23 protein-coding genes and 1 pseudogene are annotated in these 22,882 nt (G+C 58.4%); 8 read left to right on the forward strand and 16 right to left on the reverse strand.

The genetic code is table 11. The features are described from left to right. Positions 1-13: 13 nt before the first annotated feature. Positions 14-223, reverse strand: a pseudogene (locus M5G20_RS04405) (sigma factor); the annotation flags it as partial. 212 nt (positions 224-435) lie between these two features. On the opposite strand from M5G20_RS04405, the gene M5G20_RS04410 reads away from it, so the two are divergent. After that, positions 436-876, forward strand: a complete 441-nt coding sequence (locus M5G20_RS04410; protein WP_273918097.1) for a carboxymuconolactone decarboxylase family protein — start codon at positions 436-438, stop codon at positions 874-876. A 24-nt stretch (positions 877-900) separates the two neighbouring features. On the opposite strand, the gene M5G20_RS04415 is transcribed toward M5G20_RS04410, so the two are convergent. Then, positions 901-2,493 carry a DHA2 family efflux MFS transporter permease subunit gene (locus M5G20_RS04415; protein WP_273918098.1) on the reverse strand — a complete coding sequence of 531 codons (1,593 nt, stop codon included), beginning with the start codon at positions 2,491-2,493 and terminating at the stop codon, positions 901-903. Next, positions 2,490-3,611 carry an HlyD family secretion protein gene (locus M5G20_RS04420; protein ID WP_273918099.1) on the reverse strand — a complete coding sequence of 374 codons (1,122 nt, stop codon included), beginning with the start codon at positions 3,609-3,611 and terminating at the stop codon, positions 2,490-2,492. The genes M5G20_RS04415 and M5G20_RS04420 overlap by 4 nt, the downstream gene beginning before the upstream one ends. A 276-nt stretch (positions 3,612-3,887) precedes the next feature. Here M5G20_RS04420 and M5G20_RS04425 point away from each other — a divergent pair, with 276 nt between their 5' ends. Together M5G20_RS04425 and M5G20_RS04430 are read left to right on the forward strand one after the other, a co-directional pair. Beyond that, complete coding sequence (locus M5G20_RS04425; protein ID WP_273918100.1) at positions 3,888-4,601, forward strand: hypothetical protein; 714 nt, start codon at positions 3,888-3,890, stop codon at positions 4,599-4,601. Between the two features lie 53 nt (positions 4,602-4,654). Continuing rightward, complete coding sequence (locus tag M5G20_RS04430) at positions 4,655-5,506, forward strand: hypothetical protein (RefSeq protein ID WP_273918101.1); 852 nt, start codon at positions 4,655-4,657, stop codon at positions 5,504-5,506. Between the two features lie 166 nt (positions 5,507-5,672). On the opposite strand, the gene M5G20_RS04435 is transcribed toward M5G20_RS04430, so the two are convergent. Both M5G20_RS04435 and M5G20_RS04440 read right to left on the reverse strand, forming a co-directional pair. Continuing rightward, positions 5,673-5,927, reverse strand: a complete 255-nt coding sequence (locus M5G20_RS04435) for a hypothetical protein (RefSeq protein WP_273918102.1) — start codon at positions 5,925-5,927, stop codon at positions 5,673-5,675. A gap of 37 nt (positions 5,928-5,964) precedes the next feature. Then, on the reverse strand, positions 5,965-6,327 hold the full coding sequence (locus M5G20_RS04440; RefSeq protein ID WP_273918103.1) for a DUF6124 family protein: 363 nt from the start codon (positions 6,325-6,327) through the stop codon (positions 5,965-5,967). A gap of 384 nt (positions 6,328-6,711) precedes the next feature. Between M5G20_RS04440 and M5G20_RS04445 the strand changes: the two genes are divergently transcribed. Together M5G20_RS04445 and M5G20_RS04450 are read left to right on the forward strand one after the other, a co-directional pair. Then, positions 6,712-7,308: a helix-turn-helix domain-containing protein gene (locus M5G20_RS04445; protein WP_273918104.1), complete on the forward strand. Its 597-nt coding sequence runs from the start codon at positions 6,712-6,714 to the stop codon at positions 7,306-7,308. Continuing rightward, positions 7,301-8,173, forward strand: a complete 873-nt coding sequence (locus tag M5G20_RS04450) for a queuosine precursor transporter (protein ID WP_273918105.1) — start codon at positions 7,301-7,303, stop codon at positions 8,171-8,173. The genes M5G20_RS04445 and M5G20_RS04450 overlap by 8 nt, the downstream gene beginning before the upstream one ends. A gap of 121 nt (positions 8,174-8,294) precedes the next feature. On the opposite strand, the gene M5G20_RS04455 is transcribed toward M5G20_RS04450, so the two are convergent. Both M5G20_RS04455 and M5G20_RS04460 read right to left on the reverse strand, forming a co-directional pair. Further along, on the reverse strand, positions 8,295-9,476 hold the full coding sequence (locus M5G20_RS04455; RefSeq protein WP_273918106.1) for an acetyl-CoA C-acyltransferase family protein: 1,182 nt from the start codon (positions 9,474-9,476) through the stop codon (positions 8,295-8,297). Then, a complete protein-coding gene (locus M5G20_RS04460) occupies positions 9,473-10,255 on the reverse strand; it encodes an enoyl-CoA hydratase-related protein (RefSeq protein WP_150735392.1) in 783 nt (260 codons plus the stop codon). Before M5G20_RS04460 ends, M5G20_RS04455 begins: the two co-directional genes overlap by 4 nt. A gap of 217 nt (positions 10,256-10,472) precedes the next feature. On the opposite strand from M5G20_RS04460, the gene M5G20_RS04465 reads away from it, so the two are divergent. The 3 genes from M5G20_RS04465 to M5G20_RS04475 are packed head-to-tail and all read left to right on the forward strand — an operon-like array spanning position 10,473 to position 13,942. After that, positions 10,473-11,579 (forward strand): polyamine ABC transporter substrate-binding protein, encoded by a 1,107-nt coding sequence (locus M5G20_RS04465; protein WP_273918107.1) that lies wholly within the window; start codon positions 10,473-10,475, stop codon positions 11,577-11,579. A 39-nt stretch (positions 11,580-11,618) separates the two neighbouring features. Next, entirely contained in the window at positions 11,619-13,037 is a 1,419-nt protein-coding gene (locus M5G20_RS04470; RefSeq protein ID WP_273918108.1) for an aminotransferase, read from the forward strand. Further along, on the forward strand, positions 13,034-13,942 hold the full coding sequence (locus M5G20_RS04475; RefSeq protein WP_212626951.1) for a helix-turn-helix domain-containing protein: 909 nt from the start codon (positions 13,034-13,036) through the stop codon (positions 13,940-13,942). Before M5G20_RS04470 ends, M5G20_RS04475 begins: the two co-directional genes overlap by 4 nt. Before the next feature lie 53 nt (positions 13,943-13,995). Here the strand turns inward: M5G20_RS04475 and M5G20_RS04480 are convergent, their stop codons facing one another. The 9 genes from M5G20_RS04480 to paaB form a co-directional block, all read right to left on the reverse strand. Continuing rightward, complete coding sequence (locus M5G20_RS04480) at positions 13,996-14,304, reverse strand: addiction module antidote protein (protein ID WP_273918109.1); 309 nt, start codon at positions 14,302-14,304, stop codon at positions 13,996-13,998. Positions 14,305-14,634: 330 nt separating this feature from the next. Further along, positions 14,635-16,704, reverse strand: coding sequence for a phenylacetic acid degradation bifunctional protein PaaZ (paaZ, locus tag M5G20_RS04485; RefSeq protein WP_273918110.1), 2,070 nt, complete (start codon positions 16,702-16,704; stop codon positions 14,635-14,637). A 58-nt stretch (positions 16,705-16,762) separates the two neighbouring features. After that, positions 16,763-18,016, reverse strand: a complete 1,254-nt coding sequence (locus M5G20_RS04490; RefSeq protein ID WP_273918111.1) for an OprD family porin — start codon at positions 18,014-18,016, stop codon at positions 16,763-16,765. 34 nt (positions 18,017-18,050) lie between these two features. Next, positions 18,051-19,697 carry a cation acetate symporter gene (locus M5G20_RS04495; RefSeq protein WP_150735399.1) on the reverse strand — a complete coding sequence of 549 codons (1,647 nt, stop codon included), beginning with the start codon at positions 19,695-19,697 and terminating at the stop codon, positions 18,051-18,053. Then, on the reverse strand, positions 19,694-20,002 hold the full coding sequence (locus M5G20_RS04500; protein ID WP_075948232.1) for a DUF485 domain-containing protein: 309 nt from the start codon (positions 20,000-20,002) through the stop codon (positions 19,694-19,696). Before M5G20_RS04500 ends, M5G20_RS04495 begins: the two co-directional genes overlap by 4 nt. A 172-nt stretch (positions 20,003-20,174) precedes the next feature. Continuing rightward, on the reverse strand, positions 20,175-21,251 hold the full coding sequence (gene paaE, locus M5G20_RS04505; protein WP_273918112.1) for a 1,2-phenylacetyl-CoA epoxidase subunit PaaE: 1,077 nt from the start codon (positions 21,249-21,251) through the stop codon (positions 20,175-20,177). A 34-nt stretch (positions 21,252-21,285) separates the two neighbouring features. Next, the gene (gene paaD, locus M5G20_RS04510; RefSeq protein ID WP_273918113.1) at positions 21,286-21,819 is read right to left on the reverse strand and encodes a 1,2-phenylacetyl-CoA epoxidase subunit PaaD; all 534 of its coding nucleotides are present in this window, start codon (positions 21,817-21,819) and stop codon (positions 21,286-21,288) included. Further along, complete coding sequence (gene paaC / locus M5G20_RS04515) at positions 21,806-22,567, reverse strand: 1,2-phenylacetyl-CoA epoxidase subunit PaaC (RefSeq protein WP_273918114.1); 762 nt, start codon at positions 22,565-22,567, stop codon at positions 21,806-21,808. Before paaC ends, paaD begins: the two co-directional genes overlap by 14 nt. 8 nt (positions 22,568-22,575) lie before the next feature. Further along, on the reverse strand, positions 22,576-22,857 hold the full coding sequence (gene paaB / locus M5G20_RS04520) for a 1,2-phenylacetyl-CoA epoxidase subunit PaaB (protein ID WP_007943393.1): 282 nt from the start codon (positions 22,855-22,857) through the stop codon (positions 22,576-22,578). Positions 22,858-22,882 lie beyond the last annotated feature (25 nt).

Below are 22,882 nucleotides of genomic sequence, written 5' to 3' on the forward strand. Positions count from 1 at the left end.
CGGACACCGAAGTCTTCGCAATGTGCGTGAGCAATGCCCGCGGTTCGCTGCCCAGCGGTTTCACCACCTGACGCGTCAACAAACGCAGGAACGTGCCGTGGGCCAGATCGGCCGCATCACAACTGTTGCCCAATTTGCGGTGCAACCAACCTTGCAGCCAACCGTGATGTTCGCTGTAGAGGTTGTGGACTTGCTGATTCAGAGGCTGATCGGCGGACGACATGACGGGCAGATACTCAACTCGGGCGTCCTGCGAGTGTGCAATTAAGAATTTATCGCATTCTAGTGGCGCGGACTGAGTGATGACAATTCACATTTCGCCCTGTCATGCAGGGCTTGCACCAGTGGCCTCCTCGACTTCTCGAATATTGGCTATTTGTACAAATCTTTCCCGGTACTAACGTAGTTCCACACCCACTTGCCCTGGAACACGCCATGCAACCGCGTATCGATTTCTACACCGCCAGCCCTGACGCCCTCAAAGCCATGATCGCCCTGGAGACTGCTGTCTCCAAGCTGCCGCTGGAAAAGCACCTGATCGAACTGGTCAAGCTACGCGCCTCGCAAATCAACGGCTGTGCCTTCTGCATCGACATGCACACCGCTGACGCGATCAAGGGCGGCGAAACCCCGCGCCGCCTGTTTGCCGTGACGGCCTGGCGTGAAGCGCCATTCTTCACCGAGCGCGAGCGCGCCGCTTTACTGTGGACCGAATCCCTGACCCAGCTCAGCCTGACCCACGCCCCGGACGAAGACTACGACGTGGTTGCAGCTCAGTTCAGCCCCAAGGAAATGGTCGACCTGACGGTTGCCATCAACGCCATCAACAGCTGGAATCGTCTGGCGGTAGGTTTCCGCAAAACCCCTCAGGCCTGATTCTTCACGGACAGTGCCGATGCCTCAATGCGCATCGGCACTCGGCGCGGCCGGTGGTTGCACCTTGCGCATCAAGGGCACCATGGCCGTGGCGATGATGAAGCAGACCATGATCATCAGAAATGCGTCGCCATAGGTTTGCGTCTGCGCTTCGCGGTAGGTCAGCAGCCACAGTTGATGCAGGCTGGCCGTCACCCCGACATCGCCGCTTTGACCCAGGACGGCGAAGTTGTTACCGACCTGGGACAGCCACTGGTTCAGCGCTTCGTTGGTGCTGTTGAGGTTTTCCGCCAACCTCGTGAAGTGCAGGTTGGTGCGGTCATTGAGAATGGTCGCGCACGCGGCGATGCCAATCGCACCACCGAGGTTGCGCATCAGGTTGAACAATCCCGACGCATGTTTGAGACGCGCCGGCGCCAACCCACCCAGGGTCAACGTCACCGCGGGTGGCACCGCCAGTTGTTGGGCAATCCCGCGCAAGGCTTGCGGCAGCATCAGTTCCTTGGCCCCCCAGTCATGGGTGATCGGGCTGAAATCCCACATCGATAACGCGAACAGGCCAAGGCCGGTCATCATGATCCAGCGCAGATCGACGCGGTTGGCCAGAAAGGCGTACAGCGGAATCGCCATGATCTGGAACACACCTGTGGAGAAAACCGCCAGGCCAATGTCCAGCGCGCCATAGCCGCGTACCCGACCAAGAAACAACGGTGTCAGGTAAATCGTGGCGAACAGGCCGATGCCGGTGACGAACGAAAAGAAACAGCCGAGGGCGAAGTTGCGATCCTTCAGGGCGCGCAGATCGACAATCGGATTGGCCACGTGCAGCGTCCGGCCGATAAACGCCAGCCCCGACAGGCCGCTGATCCACGCCGTGGTGAGGATTGTGCTGTCGCTGAACCAATTCCAGCGCGGGCCTTCTTCGAGGGTGTATTCCAGACAGCCGAGAAACAGCGCCAGAAACACCATGCTTATATAGTCGGCGCCTTTGAGTAGCGAGAGTTCCGGTTGATCGATCTTCACCAGCATCGGCACGGCGACCGCGACGAAAATACCGGGGACGAGGTTGATGTAGAACAGCCAGTGCCAGGACGAGATGTCGGTGATCCAGCCACCAATCACCGGCCCCAGCGTCGGTGCCAGCGAAGCCACGGCGCCGATGGTCGCGGCGGCGATTACCCGCTGCTTGCCGGTGAAAAACACGAACGCCGTGGTGAACACTAGCGGGATCATCGAACCGCCGAGAAACCCTTGCAGCGCGCGGAAGGCGATCATGCTCTGGATGTTCCAGGCCGCGCCGCAGAGCAGGCTGGTCAGGGTAAAACCCACGGCGGAAGCGCAGAACAGCCAGCGTGTGGAGAACACTCGCGAGAGCCAGCCGGACAGCGGGATCACGATGATTTCAGCGATCAGGTAACTGGTCTGCACCCAGGCGGTTTCGTCGGTGCCGGCGGACAGCCCGCCGCCAATGTCACGCAGCGATGCCGAAACAATCTGGATGTCCAGCAGCGCAATGAACATGCCGATGCACATGCTGGCGAAAGCGAAGACTTTGGTGGCCGTCGCCATGTTGGCGGCATCGAACGGTTGCGCCGGGGCGGCGAGGGTGCGGCTCATGGTGTGCTGGCTACGGCGGGTGCTTCAGGCGCCTTGCGCGTGTCCACTTCGGCGGTCACCGAGAGCCCGGGACGCAGATGGCCGAGGACGCTGTCGGCCGGATCAAGGTGAATCCGCACCGGCACCCGCTGGACGATTTTGGTGAAGTTGCCGGTGGCGTTCTCCGGTGGCAGCACGCTGAACTGCGAACCGCTGGCCGGCGCGAGGCTGTCCAGATGACCGTGGAATTCCTGGCCTGATAACACGTCGGCGTGAATGACCACGCGCTGACCCGGCACCATGCGCGCCAGTTGGTCTTCCTTGAAGTTGGCATCGACCCACAACCCCCTGGAGGGCACCACCGACAGCAATTGCGAACCGGCCTGGGCGTAGGCGCCAACCCGCGCGCGACGGTTGCCGATCACGCCATCCACCGGGGCGCGCAGTTCGGTGTAGCCGACGTTCAACTGTGCCAGGTCACGCTCGGCCTTCGCTTGAATCAATGCGGCGCGGGCTTGTTGTTTTTGAGTGGCAATGACGTTCAATTGCCGTTGCGCCGCCAGCAACTCAGCCTGGGCGCGATTGCTCTGCGCCTGGGCGGTCTTGAACGTGGCGTTGGCCCGTTGCGCGCTTTCCACCGAGACGGCATTGGAGCTGACCAGTTTTTTGTAGCGCGCGTCGTCATCGCGTGAGCGGGAGGTTTCGGCGCCGGCAGCATCAATGCCGGCACGGGCCTGGCCAATGACAGCCTGTTGCAGTTGTTCAGTGGCGTCGAGGTTGGCAAGCAGCGCTTCTTCGGCGGCTACCGCGCCTTCGGCCTTGGCCAGGTTGGCGCGGTAGTCACGGGCGTCGAGGCGGATCAACACATCGCCAGCCTTGACCTTCTGATTGTCAGTCACCAGAACTTCATCGATGTAACCGGCAACCTTCGACCCGATCACCGTAACGTCGCCACCGATGTAGGCATCGTCGGTTTCCTCGATAAACCGACCAGCCGTCCACCAATGCGCGACGTAAACACCGGCCAGCACCAATGCCGCGAAGCCTGCTGTCAGCAGCAGTACGCGTTTGAGCCGAGGTGGTTGGGTGGTGGACACCGGAGCAGCCAGGTCGGATTCAATCGTGGGCATGCTGGTCATTGAGGACTACCTGTCGGAGCGGTTGTGTTTATGATGGATATAATATGACGTAGGTAATATATCGTTGCAATTGCTTTTCGCTGCCGACGGTCGGGTGGTTCCGGGGGGAGGGAGGGTGATGCGAGGAGCCGCCTGTGGTCGGCTACGACCCCCAAAACACCAGAAACATTATGAAAGAAGCAGCCGGGCGCGATGCACCGGCCCCTATGCTAGCTTGAGAAACAGCTGGTCACGGCTACCAAACCTCGTAATCAAAATATGCAAGGAAGCTCGCTTATGCCGCTACAGCGGCCCATTTCTTCATTACCTGCCTGCGACGCGAACGGTAACCTTTTTCAGGTGAAAGTCTCCGTGGTGCCGATGACGAAAGCATTGGCAGAGCAATGGCACGCAAACGTCCAACCCATCGTCAACAGCCACTACTCACATGAAGGCGCAACGAACAGGAAAGTCAGAGCGGATGTCGGATGGCGCTGGCCCACGTATCTCAAACTTGTGGCCATCCATAATTACCTCACTCGTATGCCAGGTAACGCCTCTGAGAAAGGCAAGGCATTGTGTGTGGTAGTTTCCAAGGGGCAGCAAAAATTTCCTATTGGGATGCTCTCGATCGTTCCAAAATTGCATTGCAACATTCAGGGCGTTGAACGACAACGTGCGTTCACTTGGTACCTTTCTGACGCACCGTCGGAAGCTTATGAGCAGCTTTTGGGGCAGCCCGCTGTACGTGGGGTTGCAAAGGCTCTGATTGATTGCACGATTCAGGCGGCTTTGGATGAAGGTGATGACGGGGAGTTGTTGTTGCATGCGGATCCAAGAGGAGGAAGAAAACTGATCAATTTCTACGAGTCCAGCTGCAAGATGAACCGGCTGTCACCCCGCAACGGGAGCATCACCACCGTGTGGCGCCGGGGGCGAACCGATGAGTATTTTCATTTCAATGGAGCGCAGGCACAGGCTTTTTCTGCTCTCTATGACCCTCGAAGGTAGACGGGCATGGCTATGCTTTGCGCTACTGAATATCGAAAGGTAGAGTGAGTTTTATGACTGACGCCAGACCTCGACTTTCAATGGCAGAACTTGCCCATGCGCTTCGCGAGCTGAAGGGGTTCAGTGCTGATCTGGATTCTCAAAGCGGTTACGACGCATCAGTCTTGTTGATTGAAGAAATCATGGCCGATCCGATTCAGCGAGACCGCCTCGTTTTTTTGCTGGAGCAGTTTGAAGATCCGCATTCAGAGCGTGCATCCAACACCTGGGTGAATGACGGTTCCGCATTTGACCGAGCCGCAGCGCCAGCAGTCCTGGATGACCTTTGTTTTGATTTACCTACGGGGGCCGATGAGGCTTGTTTGGTAAGCGGTCCTGCGGGCGCTACGGTCAAGAGGTTCCTGAGCAAATATAAAGAGGAGATGAACTCTTCCGGATCTTTTGGCACTTGCATGACCGCCGACGCGCAATATGTCCTCAATGATTCTGCCCGTGAGTGTTACCAGTGTAAAAGTCATTCTACGTTTGACGTTGATGCCTGGACTCATGTGCTGTCGCTGGCTAAGCAGCAATTGCAGGGTGAAGCCTCACGCAGGGCTTCGTTTGTATCCAGGCTTGCTCAGGCTTTCCACGGAGAAGACCCACCGGAGTGGGAAGTTGAAAAATGTCCCATCAACAGGGATTCATTTTTAGTTGTTTTGAATCACGGTGATGATCATGCATCCATCGGTTTTGTGGGAAGTGGTCAACGAGCGTTTGTCATGTTGTCGATCAATGACACTGCTTTAACCATGAATGAATCCTTCCAGGATGCACAAAAGTTTGCGGCGCGAATCGCGGACTTTTTTAACGATGCGCCAAAGTCCGGCCACAAAGCTATCCAGCATATGCTCAGAGCCTTGTGACAATGCCACTGTGCAGGCGAAACCTTTGATCGCAGCCATTGGCAGCTCAGGTATAGCGTGCGCTGCAAATTCAACGTCTACCTGGCCGGGGAGCTGCCGCAGGCGGCGATCTTTTGATATTTGATCAGAGTGGGCGCCTCACGGCGCCCTTCTTTTTGGGTGCGCTTTAAGCCGAAAGCTGCGCCTGCAACCGCCGTCCAACAACGTCCATCAAATCGCAACCATCGCGGAGGGACGTTACCAGCACCCGTGCCAATTCGCTGTGAACGCCTTCATTGGATGCAAAACTCTCCAGCAGTTGGGTCGCGGTGCGGATTCGGTAAGCCGCAGTTTCGTGCAGTACGTCCAGCGGTGCTTCAGTGTCGATCAGCAACGACGCGATAGTGCAGTCGATTCCAGTAACAGCCATGTATCGATCCATGACAGAAAACCTCCTTTGGGAAACAGAACACGATTGCTCAGGATTGGGCAGTTGATGCTGCCTCGGGCATGTCTACAAGCGGCGCTATGTTATCCAGTGCGCGGTTGACCAACAGTTCGCCGAGCACGGCCAGCTGCTGAACGGCCAAAACTACATTCTGGCGCGAGCCCTCCATTTTGCACGCGAGATCGGTGGTGAGGACATTGATTGAAGCGAGAGTTTCGCAGGCGTGACAGAGCAAGCACTCCGTGTCGATATCCGAAACAACTGTAAAGACATGGCTTTCAGGATTGGCTCGGGTTGGACTGTTCACGCGTGCTTTGACGAGAGGGGAGGTGAGGCCGGAGAGTCTGGAACGATCAATGGCCTCTAAGGCAGCTTTGGGGGCGGTATTTTTCATGTCGGAGCTCCTTGCGAATTTAAGAAGTGTCAGTCCCTCCGGGTGGGACTTGCTGTTTACTTTACTGAAGTTGTTGGAGTGGTAAAGAGTTAGTTGGAAGTTTTTGTGTTGTTGATCAAACTATTGAACATTTGAGTAATTAAATGATTAATTTGAGGTGGGGTCGTGTTTTTTAGATGTTCAAAGCTTGGAAGGATAGACGGTTTAATTTTCCTTGTTTCTGTAAGAAAATTCCGAAAATGTGGAGTTTGAAACATGGCTTAACTATTTTTTGCTTATTTTGCAGCATGGTTGGAGTGAATGATGGTTATAAATAAAAGGTGCTTTTGAAGTGTGATGTCGAGCTTAAGTGTGTTTGGGGATCTAAAATTCGGTAAATAAATAATGTATAAAAAAGAGAAAGCAGAAATTCTGAAAGGTAATATTAAATATTTGATAAAGAGTCGCGGGGAGACTCAGCTGTCTGTTTGCAATGCGAGTGGTTTGACTAGAACTACGATATATAACATTCTTGAAGGTAGGGTTGTGAATGTCCAGCAGTCTACGGTTCGAAAGATTTCCGATTTTTTCGGGGTTTCGTATAAAGAGTTGGAGAGTGTTGACTTTGAGGAGAAAGAACTAATAGAGAGTAGCATTTCTTTGCTGGGAAATATGAATCCTGCAGCTGTTCCTATCATTAAAGAAAGTCTGTTGGTTCAAAATTTTGAAAAGCGAATTGGCGAGTTGTCAACTATTTTTCCTTTAACTTATTGCTTTGGGACGGCTTGCAACTTGGTTGGTGTGCTTTTGGAAAACGAAATTGCGGGTGCCTATGAATCAGGTGATTTGCTGATAGTGAGAAAGGGATTATCGAATATCGGTAGAGAGAAGCTGATATACGATAAGAAAACAAAGAGATTGTTTGTGGCTGATGAGGAATATTCACACCCGGATCTAATCTTTGTTGTAGGAGAAGTGATTGAGGAAAGGTTTAATGGTTAGTGGCGCCGAAAACAATAAATACAAGTTGTTGGGGTTTGAAAGTGGTAAAGGTCTTGCGGTGGTCATGATTATTTCTACCGGAAAAGTTGTTAAGGTGAGGCTGGATGAGCTATTAAAAAGCGAAATGCTGGATGATTTAACTAAGCCGGAAATAAAAGATGTTTACAGAAAGTTTTACTCTCGCGGAACAGCGGTGACAGCGTACGAGCTATCTGATCGTAACGAGGGAGCTTGGATAATCTACGTTGTACTCAATTTGCTACTTTTTGCTCTTTATACTTTTGCAAATTTCTCCGCTGCAAAGCTGGTTTATGTAGCGTGGCTTGATGTGGTTGTTACTCCAGGAGTGTTTCTTTATCCTCTAACGTTTTTGATTGTAGATATGTTAAATGAATTTTATGGGCTTGGGCTGGCGAGGAAAGCTATCTTGTTTTCTTTTGTTGGCAATGGAATGATAATTTTTTTACTGGGTTCGAGTAATTATCTCCCAGGAATGCCTGGGTGGGAGTTGGGTTTTTATTATGGTGAGGTGGTTAGCCATGTTTCGTCGGTGTTGATAGTATCGTCTATTTCTTTTCTTTGTTCTGAAAATATAAATTCTTATATTTTATGCAAGATAAAAGAGCTTACAAACTCGAGATTTCTATTTCTTCGAGTATTTTTTAGTACCCTCTTCGCAGTGATAATTGATAGTTTTATTTTTTGCTTTGTTGCGTTCTACGGCACAATGGACGCGAGAGATATACTGAATATAGTCTATGTCCAGATAGCTATAAAAATGTGTTTTGCCGTTTTTAATGTATTGCCCGCGTACGGGGCGAGATCGTTATATAAGAAGTATGTGGTTGGGCAACCGCTGGCATAGGTTCTTTTGAGTTGAGTTGACAAGTGCAACGCAGTCATTTGCAAAAAGCCGTATTTGGCCGTTTTCATTCAGAAAAAAGGGGACCGCTGATCTGCTCGATCAGCGACCCTGTTCATTTCCTTTAAACCCGTTCAAAAATCGCCGCAATCCCCTGACCACCACCGATGCACATGGTCACCAGCGCGTAACGGCCGCCGGTGCGGTGCAGTTCGTGGATGGCTTTGGTGGCGATGATTGCGCCGGTGGCGCCGACCGGGTGACCCAGGGCGATGCCCGAGCCGTTCGGGTTGACCTTGGCCGGGTCGAGGTCCAGTTCCTGGCTGACGGCGCAGGCCTGGGCGGCGAAGGCGATGTTGGCTTCGATCACGTCCAGGTCGGCGACGGTCAGGCCGGCGCGCTTGAGTGCCAGGCGCGTGGCCGGGATCGGACCGAGGCCCATCAGTTCCGGCTCGACGCCAGCGTGGGCGTAACTGACCAGGCGGGCGAGTGGTTTCAGGTTGTTGACCTGGACCGCGGTGCCGGTGGCCATGACCAGTGCGGCGGCACCGTCGTTCAGGCCCGAGGCGTTGCCGGCGGTGACCGAACCGTCTTTCTTGAACGCAGGCTTCATGCCGGCCAGTTGTTCCAGGGACGTGGCGCGCGGATGCTCGTCGACGTTGAACAGTTTGGTGCCCTTGCGATCCTGGATTTCCACGGTTGCGATTTGTTCGCTGAAGTAGCCGTTGGCGATCGCATGGGCGGCGCGTTTCTGGTCTTCAAAGGCCAGTGCGTCTTGCATTTCACGGGTGATGCCGTTGCGCGCGGCGACGTTCTCGGCGGTGATGCCCATGTGGATGCCATGGAACGGGTCATGCAGGATGCCGAGCATGTAGTCGATCACTTGGGCGTTGCCCATGCGCGAACCCCAGCGGGCGGCTGGCATCAGGTACGGGCCGCGGCTCATGGATTCGGCACCGGCACCGACGACGATATCGGCGTCGCCCAGCAGCAAGGTCTGCGCAGCATTGATGATCGCTTGCAGGCCCGAACCGCACAGGCGGTTGACGTTGTAGGCCGGGGTTTCCTTGGGGATGCCGGCGTTCATCGCGGCAACCCGGGAAATGTAGGCATCACGGGTTTCAGTCGGGATCACGTTGCCCATCACCAGATGGCCGACGAGCGCCGGGTCCACGACGGCCCGCTCCAGAGCGGCTTTCACGGCGGTGGTCGCCAGGTCGGCCAACGGCACGTCCTTGAGCGAACCGCCGAAGGTGCCGATGGCGGTACGGGCGGCGCTGACTACGTAGATTTCCGGGGTGTTCATGACTGGGCTCCTTTCGGTGGATTCTTATCTGTACTGCGATTGAGCAGGGCGTTCAAGGCTGTTTTAGCCTCATCGCTGTTGAGGCGCTGGATGAACAGCGTGTTTTCTTCGCGCAGGGTGGCTTGCAGCTCTTCCATGCCCGATTGCTTCATCAATTGTCGGGATTGGCGCAAGGCTTGTTGGGGCATCGCCGCAAAGCGCTGGGCGATTTTGGCGGCCGCGGCCAGGCATTGTTCGCCGTCATCGAAGGCTTCATTGGCCAGGCCCCAAGCCACCGCCTCGCTGCCATCGAGGCTGTCACCCAACAGCAGCAAGCGTGCCGCACGGGCCTGACCCAGCAGGCGAGGCAGCAGCAGACTGGCGCCAAACTCGGGACACAGGCCCAGATTGACGAACGGCGTGCGCAGCTTGGCGTTGCGGGTAACCAGCACCTGATCGCAATGCAACAGCAGGGTGGTGCCGATGCCGATGGCCGCTCCGCAAACCGCTGCAATCAACGGCTTTTGCAGGTGCGTCACGGCGCGCATCAGGCGGAAGGCCGGGCTGTCCAGGTGCGTCGGTGGCGCTTGCAGAAAGTCCACCAGGTCGTTGCCACTGGTAAAGCAGGTCGGGCCACCGGTCACGATGATCACCCGCACGGCGTCGTCTTCCCCGGCGGCAAACACCAGGTCGGCCAGCCGCGTGTACATGCTGTTGGTCAGCGCATTGAGCTTGTCCGGGCGGTCGATGGTCAGCGTCAGCACGCCATCGCGGTGTTCTTGTTTGATCAGGTCAGTCATGGCGCGCTCTTGCCGAATCGGTTCAACGAGCACTTTAAGCGTCAGGCAAACCCCGCCGCTATGCCAAAACGGGTCAACCGGGCTGATGCTTTTTGCCATGTCGCCGGCCATTCGGGCGCTCACACCCATTCGGGGTATGGTGCCGACCCTTGAATCCACCAATAGTAGATACATCCGCTCATCCAGAGCCGAACTCGCTTGATAAGGTGCATTTGCTATGGGCAAGACACTGCTTAAGGTGATTTCCAGTCTGTTTGTTGTACCGCTGACCCTGAACGCCTACGCCGCTGAGGTAAACGACAGCAACACGTTGCGGCTTTATAACTGGGCGGATTACATCGGCGAGAAAACCCTCGCCGATTTCGAAAAGGCCACCGGCATCAAAGTCATCTACGACACCTTTGATGCGTATGAAACCGTGCAGGCTAAATTGCTCACCGGGCACTCCGGCTACGACCTGATCGTGCTCAATGCTTCCCTCGCACCGCCGCTGATCCAGGCCAAAGTGTTCCAGCCGCTGGACAAGAAACTGCTGCCAAGCTGGACCAACCTTGATCCGAAAATCCTCCAGGACCTGCAAGGTTTCGATCCCGGCACCGCCTACTCCGCGCCCTACACCTGGGGCAGCAACGGCATCACCTACAACGTCGACAAGATCAAGGAGCGCATGCCGGATGCGCCGATCGGTTCGCTGGCAATGATTTTCGATCCGAAGATCGTGTCGCGCTTCGCCGACTGCGGCGTGACCCTGGTCGATGCGCCGACCGAAGTGATTCCGCTGGCGCTCAAGTACCTGGGCCGCGATCCTCGCAGCGCCAGGCCGGATGATCTGAAAGCCGCGCAGGAGCTGCTGTTGTCGGTGCGGCCCTACATTCGCAAATTCGATTCGGTCAATTACCTGACCAGCCTGCCCAACGGCGATGTGTGCATGGCCATGACCTGGTCCGGCGATTACGCCACGGCCATGGCCCGCGCCGAAGAGGCCAAGTTGAACATCAACCTGTCGTACTTCATTCCCAAGGAAGGCTCGTTGATCTGGTTCGACAATATGTACATCCCGGCCGATGCGCCCCACGTCGCCAACGCCCACACGTTTCTTGAATACCTGATGCAGCCGCAGGTGATGGCGGACGTCACCGACTACATCCATTACGCCAACAGCAACGCGGCGGCCACGCCCTTGTTGAATGCCGACGTGCGCAACAACCCGGCGATCTATCCCGATGCCGAAACCCGCGAACGCCTGTTTCCGCAGAAGACCCAGGACGCCAAGGACATGCGGGCCATGACCCGGGTCTGGAGCACCGTCAAGAGCGGCATCTGATTTGTTCGAACGTTAGTCAATTCGGTTAGAGGTTTATTTATGGCGACGCCAACACGCACCGTTTTTTCCCCAGCGGACGAGTCCCGGCTGGTCAAGGCCGACAAGGCCCACCATATGCACGGCTATCACGTGTTCGACGAGCACGCCGAACACGGCTCGCTGAACATCGTCGCAGGCGACGGCGCCTACATCTACGACACCCAGGGCAACCGTTTCCTCGATGCCGTGGGCGGGATGTGGTGCACCAACATCGGGCTTGGCCGTGAGGAAATGGCCGAGGCTATCGCCGATCAAGTGCGGCAACTGGCTTACTCGAATCCGTTTTCCGACATGTCCAACAACGTGGCGATCCAGCTCTGCGAGAAGCTCGCCAGCCTGGCACCGGGCGATCTCGATCATGTGTTCCTGACCACCGGCGGCTCCACCGCCGTGGACACCGCTTACCGACTGATCCAGTACTACCAGAACTGCCGTGGCAAGCAGGAAAAGAAGCACATCATTGCCCGCTTCAACGCGTATCACGGCTCTACCACGCTGACCATGTCGATCGGCAACAAGGCTGCCGACCGGGTGCCGGAGTTCGATTACGGCAATCCGCTGATTCACCACGTCTCCAACCCCAACCCGTACCGCGCACCGGACGGCATGGACGAGGCGCAGTTCCTCGAATTTCTGGTCAAGGAGTTCGAAGACAAGATCCAGTCGATTGGCGCGGACAAGGTCGCCGGCTTTTTTGCCGAGCCGGTGATGGGTTCTGGTGGGGTGATCATTCCGCCCAAGGGTTACCTCAAACGCATGTGGGAAGTCTGCCAGCGCTACGACATCCTGTTCGTCGCCGATGAAGTGGTGACGTCGTTCGGGCGCCTGGGCAAGTTCTTTGCCTCCCTCGACGTGTTCGACGTGCAGCCCGACATCATCACCACGGCCAAGGGCCTGACCTCGGCTTACCTGCCGCTGGGCGCGTGCATTTTTTCCGACCGTATCTGGAACGTCATTGCCGAGCCCGGCAAGGGCCGCTGCTTCACCCACGGTTTCACCTACAGCGGGCATCCGGTGTGCTGCACGGCGGCGCTGAAGAACATCGAAATCATCGAGCGGGAAAACCTGCTGGCCCATGTCGATGATGTCGGCGGCTATCTGGAACAGCGCCTGGCCACGCTGCGGGACTTGCCGTTGGTAGGCGATGTGCGTTGCCTGAAACTGATGGCGTGCGTGGAGTTCGTTGCGGACAAACGCACCAAGGCGCTGTTTGCCGAGGAGATCAACATTGGCGAGAAAATTCACCTGCGAGCACAGGCGCGGGGGTTGTTGGTACGGCCGATCATGCACCTCAACGTGATGTCGCCGCCGTTGATCCTCACCTACGCCCAGGTCGATGAGATCGTCGAGATCCTGCGGGTGTGCATCCTGGAGGTGGCGACCGAGCTTGAAGCGAGCGGACAGTACGCGGGCCAATGAATTCGTCAGTCAGGCTGTTACCAAGGGCTTGCTCAGCCGCTAGACTGCGGGGCATGAGCAAACCAGACGACGATACGCTGATCGCAATGCCCTTCGGGGCCTTGCACAAATGGCATGGGGGAATGCGCGAGGCATTCGCCCATATCGATGAGCCTGACGCCCTGCAATACCTGGCGTCAGCTTTGGCGCAACTGGCGTGCGTCGAGTCGATGATGATCAGCCTGGAGCGTAAGGACCGCGCGCCGCAGTTGCTGCATCAGCGCGGGATCGGGCAGCAGTATCAAGTGTCGATTCTTGAGCGCTATTTTGCCGGGGGCTATTTGCTCGACCCGTTCTGCCTGGCGGTGGAGCAGGGGTTGGCGCAAGGGTTTTATCACCTGGAGGAAATCGCACCGGACAACTTTTTCGACAGCGACTACTACAAATCCTATTACCTGAAGGCGGGCTGTTCGGAAGACAGCTACTACATCGTCGATACCGGCAATGACACGAAGATTTCGCTCAGCCTGTTTCAAGGGTTCGGAGGCGAATGCCTGTGCGCCGAGCAGTTGAATCTGCTGCGCGCCGTGGAGCCACTGGTGCGGGAATTCATCAGTGAGTTCAGTCAACGCGGGATGCTGCGCATCAGCGAGATTCAGTGCGATCAGGATCAGGGCAGGCGCGATGATCTCAAGCATCGGGTGCAGTCGGCTTTCGAGCAATTCGGCAGCGATCTGTTGACCGAGCGCGAGCGGCAAGTGGCGCACATGGTCCTGCGCGGGCATTCGGTGAAATCCACGGCCAGCCAGATGAGTATCTCCCCGGAAACCGTGCGCATGCACCGCAAGAACCTGTATCTGAAGCTGGAAGTGGGGTCGCAGTCGGAGTTGTTTGCGCTGTTCATCGAGTGGTTGCGCAAACATTGAAAGTCAAAAGCTCGCCGGAACACGCCCGAACCACATCAAACCTGGTGATTCATTCAAGGGTTCGAGTGATTGATGACATGACCCGGCTGCGCATATAGATCGATACCCAGTGCGTGAATCACTTTCAAAACCGTATGGAAGCGTGGTTTTGCGCCTGGAGCGAAGGCTTTGTACAGGCTTTCGCGGCCCATTCCGGAATCTTTGGCTACCTGTGTCATGCCTCGGGCCTTTACCACGTACCCGACGGCACGAAGAAATTCCTCATTCTCACCATCCGCTAGCACTTGGGACAGGTATTCGCTGATGGCCTCATCGCTGTCGAGCAGAGACGCCATGTCGAAAGTCGTCAAAGTCTGGCTCATGGTTAAACCTCCTTTGCCATTTTTTTTGCACGTTTGATATCAGCGTTTTGTGATGATTTGTTTGCGACGAGCTATGGCAATCCTTGCCCGCAAATCACGGATTGAGGTGTGCCATTCGCGGAAGATCGCTGTTTGCTGGACAAGATAATTCATTGCGCGACTGTATCCAAATGGATACGGCCGAACAGTCAGACATTTCTTCGATTACCGTTGATTTTTCCGCGAAATGAGTGGGGCTGTGCGGTACAGCGAGGAAGTTTTGTGGCAACCAGCCCGCTCACATTTTGATCTGTGGTTGACCGCAAGATCTGCGGTCAACAGATAGCCAGATCAATCCTCGCGTTTTACGACCAAGGTGAGAATGTCATAACTCGCCACCAGCTCACCGAGCTGATTGGTCACTTCCACATCCCACGCCACCACCCCTTGCGGGATGCCTTGTGGGCTCTTCTTGCCCTGGTCGATTTTGCGTTTGCAGGTCAGGCGCGCCTGGATGGTGTCGCCGATGCCCACTGGATTGATGAAGCGCAAGGTGTCCAGGCCGTAGTTGGCCAGCACCGGGCCGACGCCGGGGGACACGAACAGCCCGGCCGCTGCCGACAGCACGAAATAACCATGGGCGATGCGCTTGCCGAATTGCGATTCCTTGGCCGCAATGTCGTCAAAGTGCATGTAGAAGTGGTCGCCCGACAGGCAGCCGAAGTTCACCAGATCGGCCTCGGTCACCGTGCGGCGGTGAGTCAGCAGCGATTCGCCAATCTGCAGGTCCTGGAAGTAGCGACGGAACGGATGCACTTCAGTCTCGATGACCTTGGCACCGCGCACGTACTCACCGGTCACCGCCGCCAGCATGGTCGGTGAACCTTGCACCGCCGCGCGTTGCAGGTAGTGTTTCACCGCACGCAGGCCACCGAGCTCTTCACCGCCACCGGCACGCCCCGGGCCGCCGTGCTTGAGTTGCGGCAGTGGCGAGCCGTGGCCGGTGGATTCGCCGGCGGATTCACGATCCAGCACCAACAAACGACCGTGCAACGCCGCCGCCACCGGAATCGCTTTGGCGGCGATTTGCGGATCTTTGGTGATCAAACTGGCCACCAGGCTGCCTTTGCCGCGCGCGGCCAGGGCCAGTGCTTCGTCGAGGTCGTCGTAGGCCATCAGCGTGCTGACCGGACCGAACGCTTCGATATCGTGGGCGCCACCTTCGGCGTGCGGGTCGCGGGCCTGCAACAGGGTCGGGGCGAAGAACGCGCCTTTGTCGACATTTTCACCACGCGGTTCGAAACCGTCGCGTGCGCCAAACAGCATGTCGCTGCTCTGCAACAGCGTTTGCAGCCGCTCGGCCACGTCCTTCTGCTGATCATGGGAAGCCAGTGCACCCATGCGCACACCGTCCACCGACGGGTCGCCAACCACCACTTTTGCCAGGCGATCACGCAGGCGCGTAGCCACGGCATCGATGTGTTTGGCCGGGACGATGGCGCGGCGGATGGCGGTGCATTTCTGCCCGGCCTTGGTGGTCATTTCCCGGGCGACTTCCTTGATGAACAGCTCGAACTCTTCGTCATCCGGGGTCACGTCCGGGGCGAGGATCGCGCAGTTCAGCGAGTCGGCTTCGGCATTGAACGGCACCGAGTTGCGAATCAGGTTCGGGTTGACCCGCAGCTTGGCCGCGGTGTCGGCGGAGCCGGTGAAGGTCACCACGTCCTGGCCTTGCAGGCGGTCGAGCAGGTCGCCGGTGCCGCCGATGATCAGTTGCAGGCTGCCCGCTGGCAACAGGCCGGATTCGTCCATCAGGCGCACTACGGCTTCCGTCAGGTAGCTGGTGGCGCTGGCCGGTTTGACGATGCACGGCATGCCGGCGAGGAAACTCGGGGCGAACTTTTCCAGCATGCCCCAGATCGGGAAGTTGAACGCGTTGATGTGCACCGCCAGGCCACCGCGAGGCACCAGGATGTGGGTACCGGCGAACGTGCCCATTTTGCTCAGCTGCATGGCCGGGCCTTCGTGGACGACGTTGCCCGACGGCAGTTCTCGGGAGCCGAGGCTGGCGTAGGTGAACAGCGTGCTGTTGCCGCCCTCGATGTCGATCCAGCTGTCGGCGCGGGTGGCGCCGCTGTGGTGGGAAATCGCGTAGAGCTGTTCCTTGCGCTCGCTCAGGTACAGGGCTAGCGCCTTCAGGCGTTGGGCGCGTTGCTGGAAATCCAGTGCCATCAAACCGCTGATGCCCTGGCGACGACCGTGCTCGATGGCCTCGGCGAAGTCCGGGCGCTCCTCATGGGTGCGGGCGATTTCATGGCCGTCGATGGCACTGCGCAGGACCTGCGCGCCGTGTTGGCCGATCCAGCGACCGGCGATGAAACTTTGCAGGATGGGGGCATGCAGTGCAGGTGAAGAGGACATCACGATTGCTCCTGGTCAGGAAGGATTGTGGCGCGGCCTCGACCGCGCCAGTTCGGAATTACCAAAGCGCCACGGTGTAACCGACGATCAGGCGGTTTTCATCGAGGGCGGTCGTCAAGCCATTGCCGGAGCGGAAGGTCACGTTGCGCCAGCGCAGGCTGACGTTCTTGAACACACCGCTCTGGATGACGTAGCTGATATCGGTGTCGCGCTCCCATTCGCGCCCGTTGTCGACGGTGCCGGCCTTGACGTGGCGACCGTCGGTGTAGCGGGTCATGAAGGTCAGGCCGGGAATGCCTTGCGCCGCGAAGTCATAGTCGTAACGCAGCTGCCAGGAGTCCTCGTCGGCGCGGGTGTAGGTGTTGTAGGTCACCAGGTTGACCACGTACGGGTCACCGCCATTGAGGAACGGAAAGGCGCTGTCGCCAGACAGTTGCTGGTAGCTGGCGCTGACCTTGTGGGCACCGTGGGACACCGTGAACATGCTGTTGAAGTTGCGGTTGTCGATGCGCCCGGCCCGCTCGGCGCCGTCGCCACGGCTGTCGAAATAGCGCACATCGCTGCGCAGGTTGAAGCCGTTGCCCAGCGGTTGCGTGTGAATCAGTCCGACGAATTGCTGGCGGTAAATCTGTTCGAGCTTGCCGTAGTAGTAGCTCACGTTCAGTTGCGGACTGAACGCGTAGCTGCCGCCACCGAAGTCGAAGTGATCGCTGCTGGCGGCGCCGTAGCCGATGTCATCGTTGCTGGAAGAATCGCGCAGGTTGGCCTTGGTCAGGCGTCCGGCATTCACCGTCAGGCCGTTGATCTCCTGGCTGGTCAGCAAGCCACCTTTGAAGGTCGAACCCAGCAGGCGCGTGTCGTTGTAAGTCGCCACGGGCAACAAGGGCTGCAGGGTGCCGAGTTTCAATACGCTTTTGGATACCCGCAGCTTGCCGGTCAGGCCCAGTTCGCTGTAATCGCCGTCGGGCTCGTGGCTCTGCGGGCCAAACGGCAGCAGCCCGGTGCCACGGCGATCCGCGCTGGAGTCGAGCTTGAGCCCCAGCTCACCCAGTGCGTCGAGATCGAAACCGAAGGTGCCGTCGGTGAACCCGGATTCGACCCGCGCAGTGAACCCCTGGGCCCATTCTTCGGCCTTCGATTGTGGTGCGTTGTCCTGACGGAAATCGCGGTTGATGTAGTGATTACGCATTTCGATACGGGCCTTGCTGTCGCCAACGAAGTCGGCCATGGCGCTGGGCGCGATCATGGGCAGACTCAATGCGGCGGCCAGCGAAAACAGTGATTCGTAAGGTGCGGTACGTGCGGGTTTCATTGTTTTTATTCCCTGCCAACGGATCGATCGTCGTTTAGTGTTTGCTGGCGCCGGAGGCACCGATGCCGGTCATCGAGCGAATGAACTGCGCCAGATAACGGCCGCGCTCCAGGGCGGCACGGGGCGAGGCGTCGGTGACGGAAAACAGCCATGCACTAAAGAACGCCAGGCTCATGGAAAACAGCGCCGGGTTGGCGTACGGGAACAATGCCTTGTCGTGATGCATCACGTTGACCCAAACCGCCGGACTCAGCACCAGCAGGACAATCGCCGAGACCAGTCCGGACAGGCTGCCAACGACCGCACCACGGGTGGTCAGGCCTTTCCAGTACATCGAAAGGAACAGCACCGGGAAATTCACCGAGGCGGCGATGGCGAGTACCAGGCCCGAGAGGAAGGCGATGTTCTGCGACTCGAACAGCAGGCCGAGGATGATTGCCAACACGCCGATGCACAGGGTGGCGATACGCGACACGCGCATCTCTTGTTGTTCGCTGGCCTGGCCCTTGCGCATCACGCAGGCATACAGGTCGTGGGACACTGCCGAGGCGCCGGACAGCGCCAGCCCGGCCACCACCGCCAGAATGGTGGCGAAGGCCACCGCCGAGATGAAACCGAGGAACAGGTTGCCGCCCACGGCCTGGGCCAGGTGCACGGCGATCATGTTGCCACCGCCGATGATCGCGCCGCTGGCGTCACGGAATGCCGGGTCGGTGCCAACCATGACGATGGCGCCGAAGCCGACGATGATCAGCAGCAGATAGAAGTAACCGATGAAACCGGTGGCGTAGAACACGCTTTTACGCGCTTCCTTGGCATCGCTGACGGTGAAAAAGCGCATCAGGATGTGCGGCAAACCGGCGGTGCCGAACATCATGCCCAGGCCCAGGGAAATCGCGTCGATCGGGTTGGACAGCAAGCCGCCGGGGGCCATGATCGCGCCGCCCTTGGCGTGCACGGCAGTGGCACCGGCAAACATCGCTTCGGTGCTGAAACCGAAGTGCTTGAGCACCATGAACGCCATGAAACTGGTGCCGAACAGCAGCATCACGGCCTTGATGATCTGCACCCAAGTGGTGGCGAGCATGCCGCCGAAGGTGACGTAGAAGACCATCAATACGCCGACCAGCATCACGGCGTAGAGGTAGTCGATGCCGAACAGCAATTCGATCAGCTTGCCGGCACCGACCATCTGCGCCACCAGGTACATCAGTGCCACGGTCAGGGTGCCGAACGCCGAAGTCAGGCGCACCGGGGTTTGTTCCAGGCGATAGGAAACCACATCGGCGAAGGTGTATTTACCGAGATTGCGCAGGCGTTCGGCAATCAGGAACAGGATGATCGGCCAGCCGGCCAATACGCCCAATGCGTAGAGCAGGCCGTCGTAGCCGTTGAGGAACATCATCGCGGAAATACCGAGGAACGAGGCCGCCGAGATCATGTCGCCGGCAATCGCCAGACCGTTCTGAAAACCGCTCATGCCGCCGCCAGCGGTATAGAAGTCGCTGGCGGAGCGGGTGCGCAGTGCCGCCCAGCGCGTCACGCCGAGGGTGAACAGCACGAACACCAGGAACATGCCGATGGCGTTCCAGTTCAGCGGGCGGGACGCGCCGTCGGCGGCCACCGCCAGATCAGTGACTGCCGCCAGCGGCAGCAGGAACAACGCGAGAAGACGGCTCATCGGGCGCACTCCTGCTTGAGTTTTTCATTCAGCGGGTCGATCACGTTGTTGGCGCGATAGACATAGAAACCGGTCAGGGCAAAGGCCAGTAGCACGATCACCACGCCCACCAGCATGCCCACGGTGGTCACGCCGCCGCTCAGGGATTGGCCGAGGGTAGAAGGGGAGAAAGCCACCAGCAGCACGAAGCCGTAATAGATCACCAGCATGGCCAGGCTCAATGACCAGTACAGCTTCTGTTTGCGACGAACCAGCTGGATGAAATCCGGGTGCTGGCGGATGAGTTCTATTTCCTGGGGTGTCATGACGCGCGCTCCTTTGTTGTTTTTGTTTTGGGTGAAACGGTGTATTCGGGTCGATCGCTGGACCCCTGTGGGAGCGAGCCTGCTCGCGAAGACTGCGTATCAGGCACCACCAGTGCCGGATCTGATGGCCTCTTCGCGAGCAGGCTCGCTCCCACAGGATTTGTCTCGGATATCAGAGCTGATCGAAATCCAGCACGACCTTCTCGCTGATCGGGAAGGCCTGGCACGACAGCACGTAACCGGCAGCCACTTCGTAGTCTTCCAGGGCGTGGTTGCTGTCCATTTCCACTTCGCCTTCGATGACCTTGCACTTGCAGGTCGAGCACACGCCGGCCTTGCACGAGTAGGGCAGTTCGGCGCCTTGGGCATTGCCCGCATCGAGAATGCTCTGGCTGTTGCGCGGCAGATCGAACGCCAGGGCGCGGCCGTCGCTGATCACGGTGATCTGGCTGATCGCTGAATCCACCTGGCGCGCCGCCTCACGGGCTTCGCGTTTTTGCTGGCTGCCAGCGGCGGCGAACAGTTCGAAATGGATACGCCCGGGCTGCATGCCCTTGGCCTTGAGACTGTCGCGCACGGTTTCGGTCATTTCCTGCGGGCCGCAAATGAAGGCGGCGTCGAGGGCTTTGACGTCGAGCCAGCGGCTGAACAGTTGCTCGCATTTCTCGGCGTTGATCCGGCCGTTGTACAGGTCGACGTCCTGCTGTTCGCGGCTGAACACGAAGATCAGGTTCAGGCGTTGCAGGTAGCGGTTTTTCAGGTCTTCGAGCTGTTCGCGAAACAGCGCGCCGGAGCTTGAGCGGTTGCCGTACAGCAGGGTGACGCGGCTGTGGGGTTCGGTTTCCAGGGTGGTCTTGATGATCGACAGGATCGGCGTGATGCCGCTGCCGGCCGCCACCGCCAGGTAGTTGCCATGGCGCGCCGGGTCGAGTTCGACGCAGAAATGCCCGGCCGGCGGCATCACTTCCAGGGTGTGCCCGGCTTTCAGCTGTTCGTTGGCAAACGCCGAGAAGCGCCCGCCGGCCACACGTTTGATGGCGACACGCAGTTCACCGTCGTTGACGCCGGTGCAGATCGAATAGGAGCGGCGCACTTCTTCACCGTCCATGTGCGTGCGCATCACCAGGTGCTGGCCCTGGGTGTAGTGAAAGCTGTCTTGCAGTTCCTGCGGAATCTCGAAGGCGATGGACACCGCATCACGGGTCTCGGCGCGCACGTCCTTGATGGTCAGGCTGTGAAATTTGCTCATTGTTGTTCTCCAGCTGGGACGGACGATTCGCCGCTCAGATGCACTTGAAATAGTCGAACGGTTCCCGGCAATCGACGCAGCGGTACAGGGCCTTGCACGCGGTGGAGCCGAACTCGCTGAGCACCTCGGTGTGGGCGCTGCCGCATTGCGGGCATAAAACCAGCGGGCTTTCACCGAGCAGGCTGCGCTTGCTGGTGCTGCCCTCGGGCGGGGCGATGCCGTAGGCGCGCAGGCGTTCGCGACCGCTGTCGCTGATCCAGTCGGTGGTCCAGGCCGGGGTCAATTTGCGCTCCAGCTGCGGCGCCTTGAACCCGGCGAGTTCCAGGGCTTCGCGGATGTCGCTTTCGATCACTTCGGTGGCCGGGCAACCGGAGTAAGTCGGCGTTACCACCACGTGAAGGTGACCGGCCTGCCAATCCAGATCGCGGACGATGCCGAGGTCGACGACACTGACCACCGGCACTTCCGGGTCCATGACTTCGCACAGGATCGCCCACGCGGCAGCCAGGTCGGTCGGCTGAGCCGGCCGGGCGCCGAGGTCGCTGGCGATCAGCTCACCAGGTTGCATCGGGGTACGCTCGTGGCAGGAACTGCATTTCGGCCAGCAGAATGCCCAGGTGTTCGGTGTGCAGGCCTGTGCGTGCATTCAGGTAGAAATAGCTTGGCGTCGCGGGGACGGGCAGGGTGGCGCTGCTGAAGATCTGCTCGACTTTGGCTTGCCACTGGGCGGCGACGCTGGCGATGTCCGGGGTGATGCCGGCCGCGCACAGTCGCTGTTCGCTGTCATCGGCAGCGATCAGTTCAACGGTGAAGCGCCAGACCTCGGGAATCGCGGCGAGCATGCGCCGATTGCTTTCCTCGGTGCCGTCGCCCATACGCTCGATCCATTCGCCGGAGCGGCGCAGGTGATAGGTCACTTCCTTCACCGCCTTGGCGGCAATCCCGGCGATACGCTCGTCGCTGGACTGGCTCAGGCCCTGCAGCACCGGCAGATGCCAGGCGTCATAGAGGAACTGCTTGAGCATGGTCACCGCGAAATCGCCGTTGGGTTGCTCCACCAGCAGCAGGTTGCGGTAGGCACGCTCGTCACGACGGAAGGCCAGATGATCGGCGTCGCGGCCGTCGTCCAGCAATTCGGCGGCGTATTCCAGCCAGTTACGCGCCTGGCCCACCAGGTCGAGGCCGACGTTCATCAGCGCCAGTTCTTCTTCCAGCGCCGGCGCCTTGCCGCACCATTGGCACAGGCGCTGGCCCTGGATCAGGGCGCTGTCGCCGAGGCGCAGCAGGTATTCGATCAGATCGGTCTTGTTGTTCATGGTCGACCTCACATGTGCCCGACTTCGGCCGGCAGCTCGTAGAAGCTGGCGTGGCGGTAGACCTTGTCGTCCGACGGATCGAACAACGGATCTTTTTCGTCCGGCGACGAAGCGGTGATCAGTGCCGAAGGCACCACCCACAGGCTCACGCCTTCGCTGCGACGGGTGTAGAGCTCGCGCGCATTCTCGATGGCCATGGTGGTGTCGGCGGCATGCACGCTGCCGACGTGCTTGTGGTTGAGGCCGTGCTTGCTGCGCACGAAGACTTCGAAAAGGGTCCACTCGGACATATCAGTTACTCCACATCAGGTGGCC

Source organism: Pseudomonas sp. TNT2022 ID1044 (genome assembly GCF_028656895.1).
Lineage (GTDB): Bacteria > Pseudomonadota > Gammaproteobacteria > Pseudomonadales > Pseudomonadaceae > Aquipseudomonas > Aquipseudomonas reinekei.

Bases quoted from the DNA above. Each gene is read 5' to 3' on its own strand.
- M5G20_RS04410 (WP_273918097.1), top strand. From the start codon at position 436: ATGCAACCGCGTATCGATTTCTACACCGCCAGCCCTGACGCCCTCAAA.
- M5G20_RS04415 (WP_273918098.1), bottom strand. From the start codon at position 2,493: ATGAGCCGCACCCTCGCCGCCCCGGCGCAACCGTTCGATGCCGCCAAC.
- M5G20_RS04420 (WP_273918099.1), bottom strand. From the start codon at position 3,611: ATGACCAGCATGCCCACGATTGAATCCGACCTGGCTGCTCCGGTGTCC.
- M5G20_RS04425 (WP_273918100.1), top strand. From the start codon at position 3,888: ATGCCGCTACAGCGGCCCATTTCTTCATTACCTGCCTGCGACGCGAAC.
- M5G20_RS04430 (WP_273918101.1), top strand. From the start codon at position 4,655: ATGACTGACGCCAGACCTCGACTTTCAATGGCAGAACTTGCCCATGCG.
- M5G20_RS04435 (WP_273918102.1), bottom strand. From the start codon at position 5,927: ATGGATCGATACATGGCTGTTACTGGAATCGACTGCACTATCGCGTCG.
- M5G20_RS04440 (WP_273918103.1), bottom strand. From the start codon at position 6,327: ATGAAAAATACCGCCCCCAAAGCTGCCTTAGAGGCCATTGATCGTTCC.
- M5G20_RS04445 (WP_273918104.1), top strand. From the start codon at position 6,712: ATGTATAAAAAAGAGAAAGCAGAAATTCTGAAAGGTAATATTAAATAT.
- M5G20_RS04450 (WP_273918105.1), top strand. From the start codon at position 7,301: ATGGTTAGTGGCGCCGAAAACAATAAATACAAGTTGTTGGGGTTTGAA.
- M5G20_RS04455 (WP_273918106.1), bottom strand. From the start codon at position 9,476: ATGAACACCCCGGAAATCTACGTAGTCAGCGCCGCCCGTACCGCCATC.
- M5G20_RS04460 (WP_150735392.1), bottom strand. From the start codon at position 10,255: ATGACTGACCTGATCAAACAAGAACACCGCGATGGCGTGCTGACGCTG.
- M5G20_RS04465 (WP_273918107.1), top strand. From the start codon at position 10,473: ATGGGCAAGACACTGCTTAAGGTGATTTCCAGTCTGTTTGTTGTACCG.
- M5G20_RS04470 (WP_273918108.1), top strand. From the start codon at position 11,619: ATGGCGACGCCAACACGCACCGTTTTTTCCCCAGCGGACGAGTCCCGG.
- M5G20_RS04475 (WP_212626951.1), top strand. From the start codon at position 13,034: ATGAATTCGTCAGTCAGGCTGTTACCAAGGGCTTGCTCAGCCGCTAGA.
- M5G20_RS04480 (WP_273918109.1), bottom strand. From the start codon at position 14,304: ATGAGCCAGACTTTGACGACTTTCGACATGGCGTCTCTGCTCGACAGC.
- paaZ (WP_273918110.1), bottom strand. From the start codon at position 16,704: ATGTCCTCTTCACCTGCACTGCATGCCCCCATCCTGCAAAGTTTCATC.
- M5G20_RS04490 (WP_273918111.1), bottom strand. From the start codon at position 18,016: ATGAAACCCGCACGTACCGCACCTTACGAATCACTGTTTTCGCTGGCC.
- M5G20_RS04495 (WP_150735399.1), bottom strand. From the start codon at position 19,697: ATGAGCCGTCTTCTCGCGTTGTTCCTGCTGCCGCTGGCGGCAGTCACT.
- M5G20_RS04500 (WP_075948232.1), bottom strand. From the start codon at position 20,002: ATGACACCCCAGGAAATAGAACTCATCCGCCAGCACCCGGATTTCATC.
- paaE (WP_273918112.1), bottom strand. From the start codon at position 21,251: ATGAGCAAATTTCACAGCCTGACCATCAAGGACGTGCGCGCCGAGACC.
- paaD (WP_273918113.1), bottom strand. From the start codon at position 21,819: ATGCAACCTGGTGAGCTGATCGCCAGCGACCTCGGCGCCCGGCCGGCT.
- paaC (WP_273918114.1), bottom strand. From the start codon at position 22,567: ATGAACAACAAGACCGATCTGATCGAATACCTGCTGCGCCTCGGCGAC.
- paaB (WP_007943393.1), bottom strand. From the start codon at position 22,857: ATGTCCGAGTGGACCCTTTTCGAAGTCTTCGTGCGCAGCAAGCACGGC.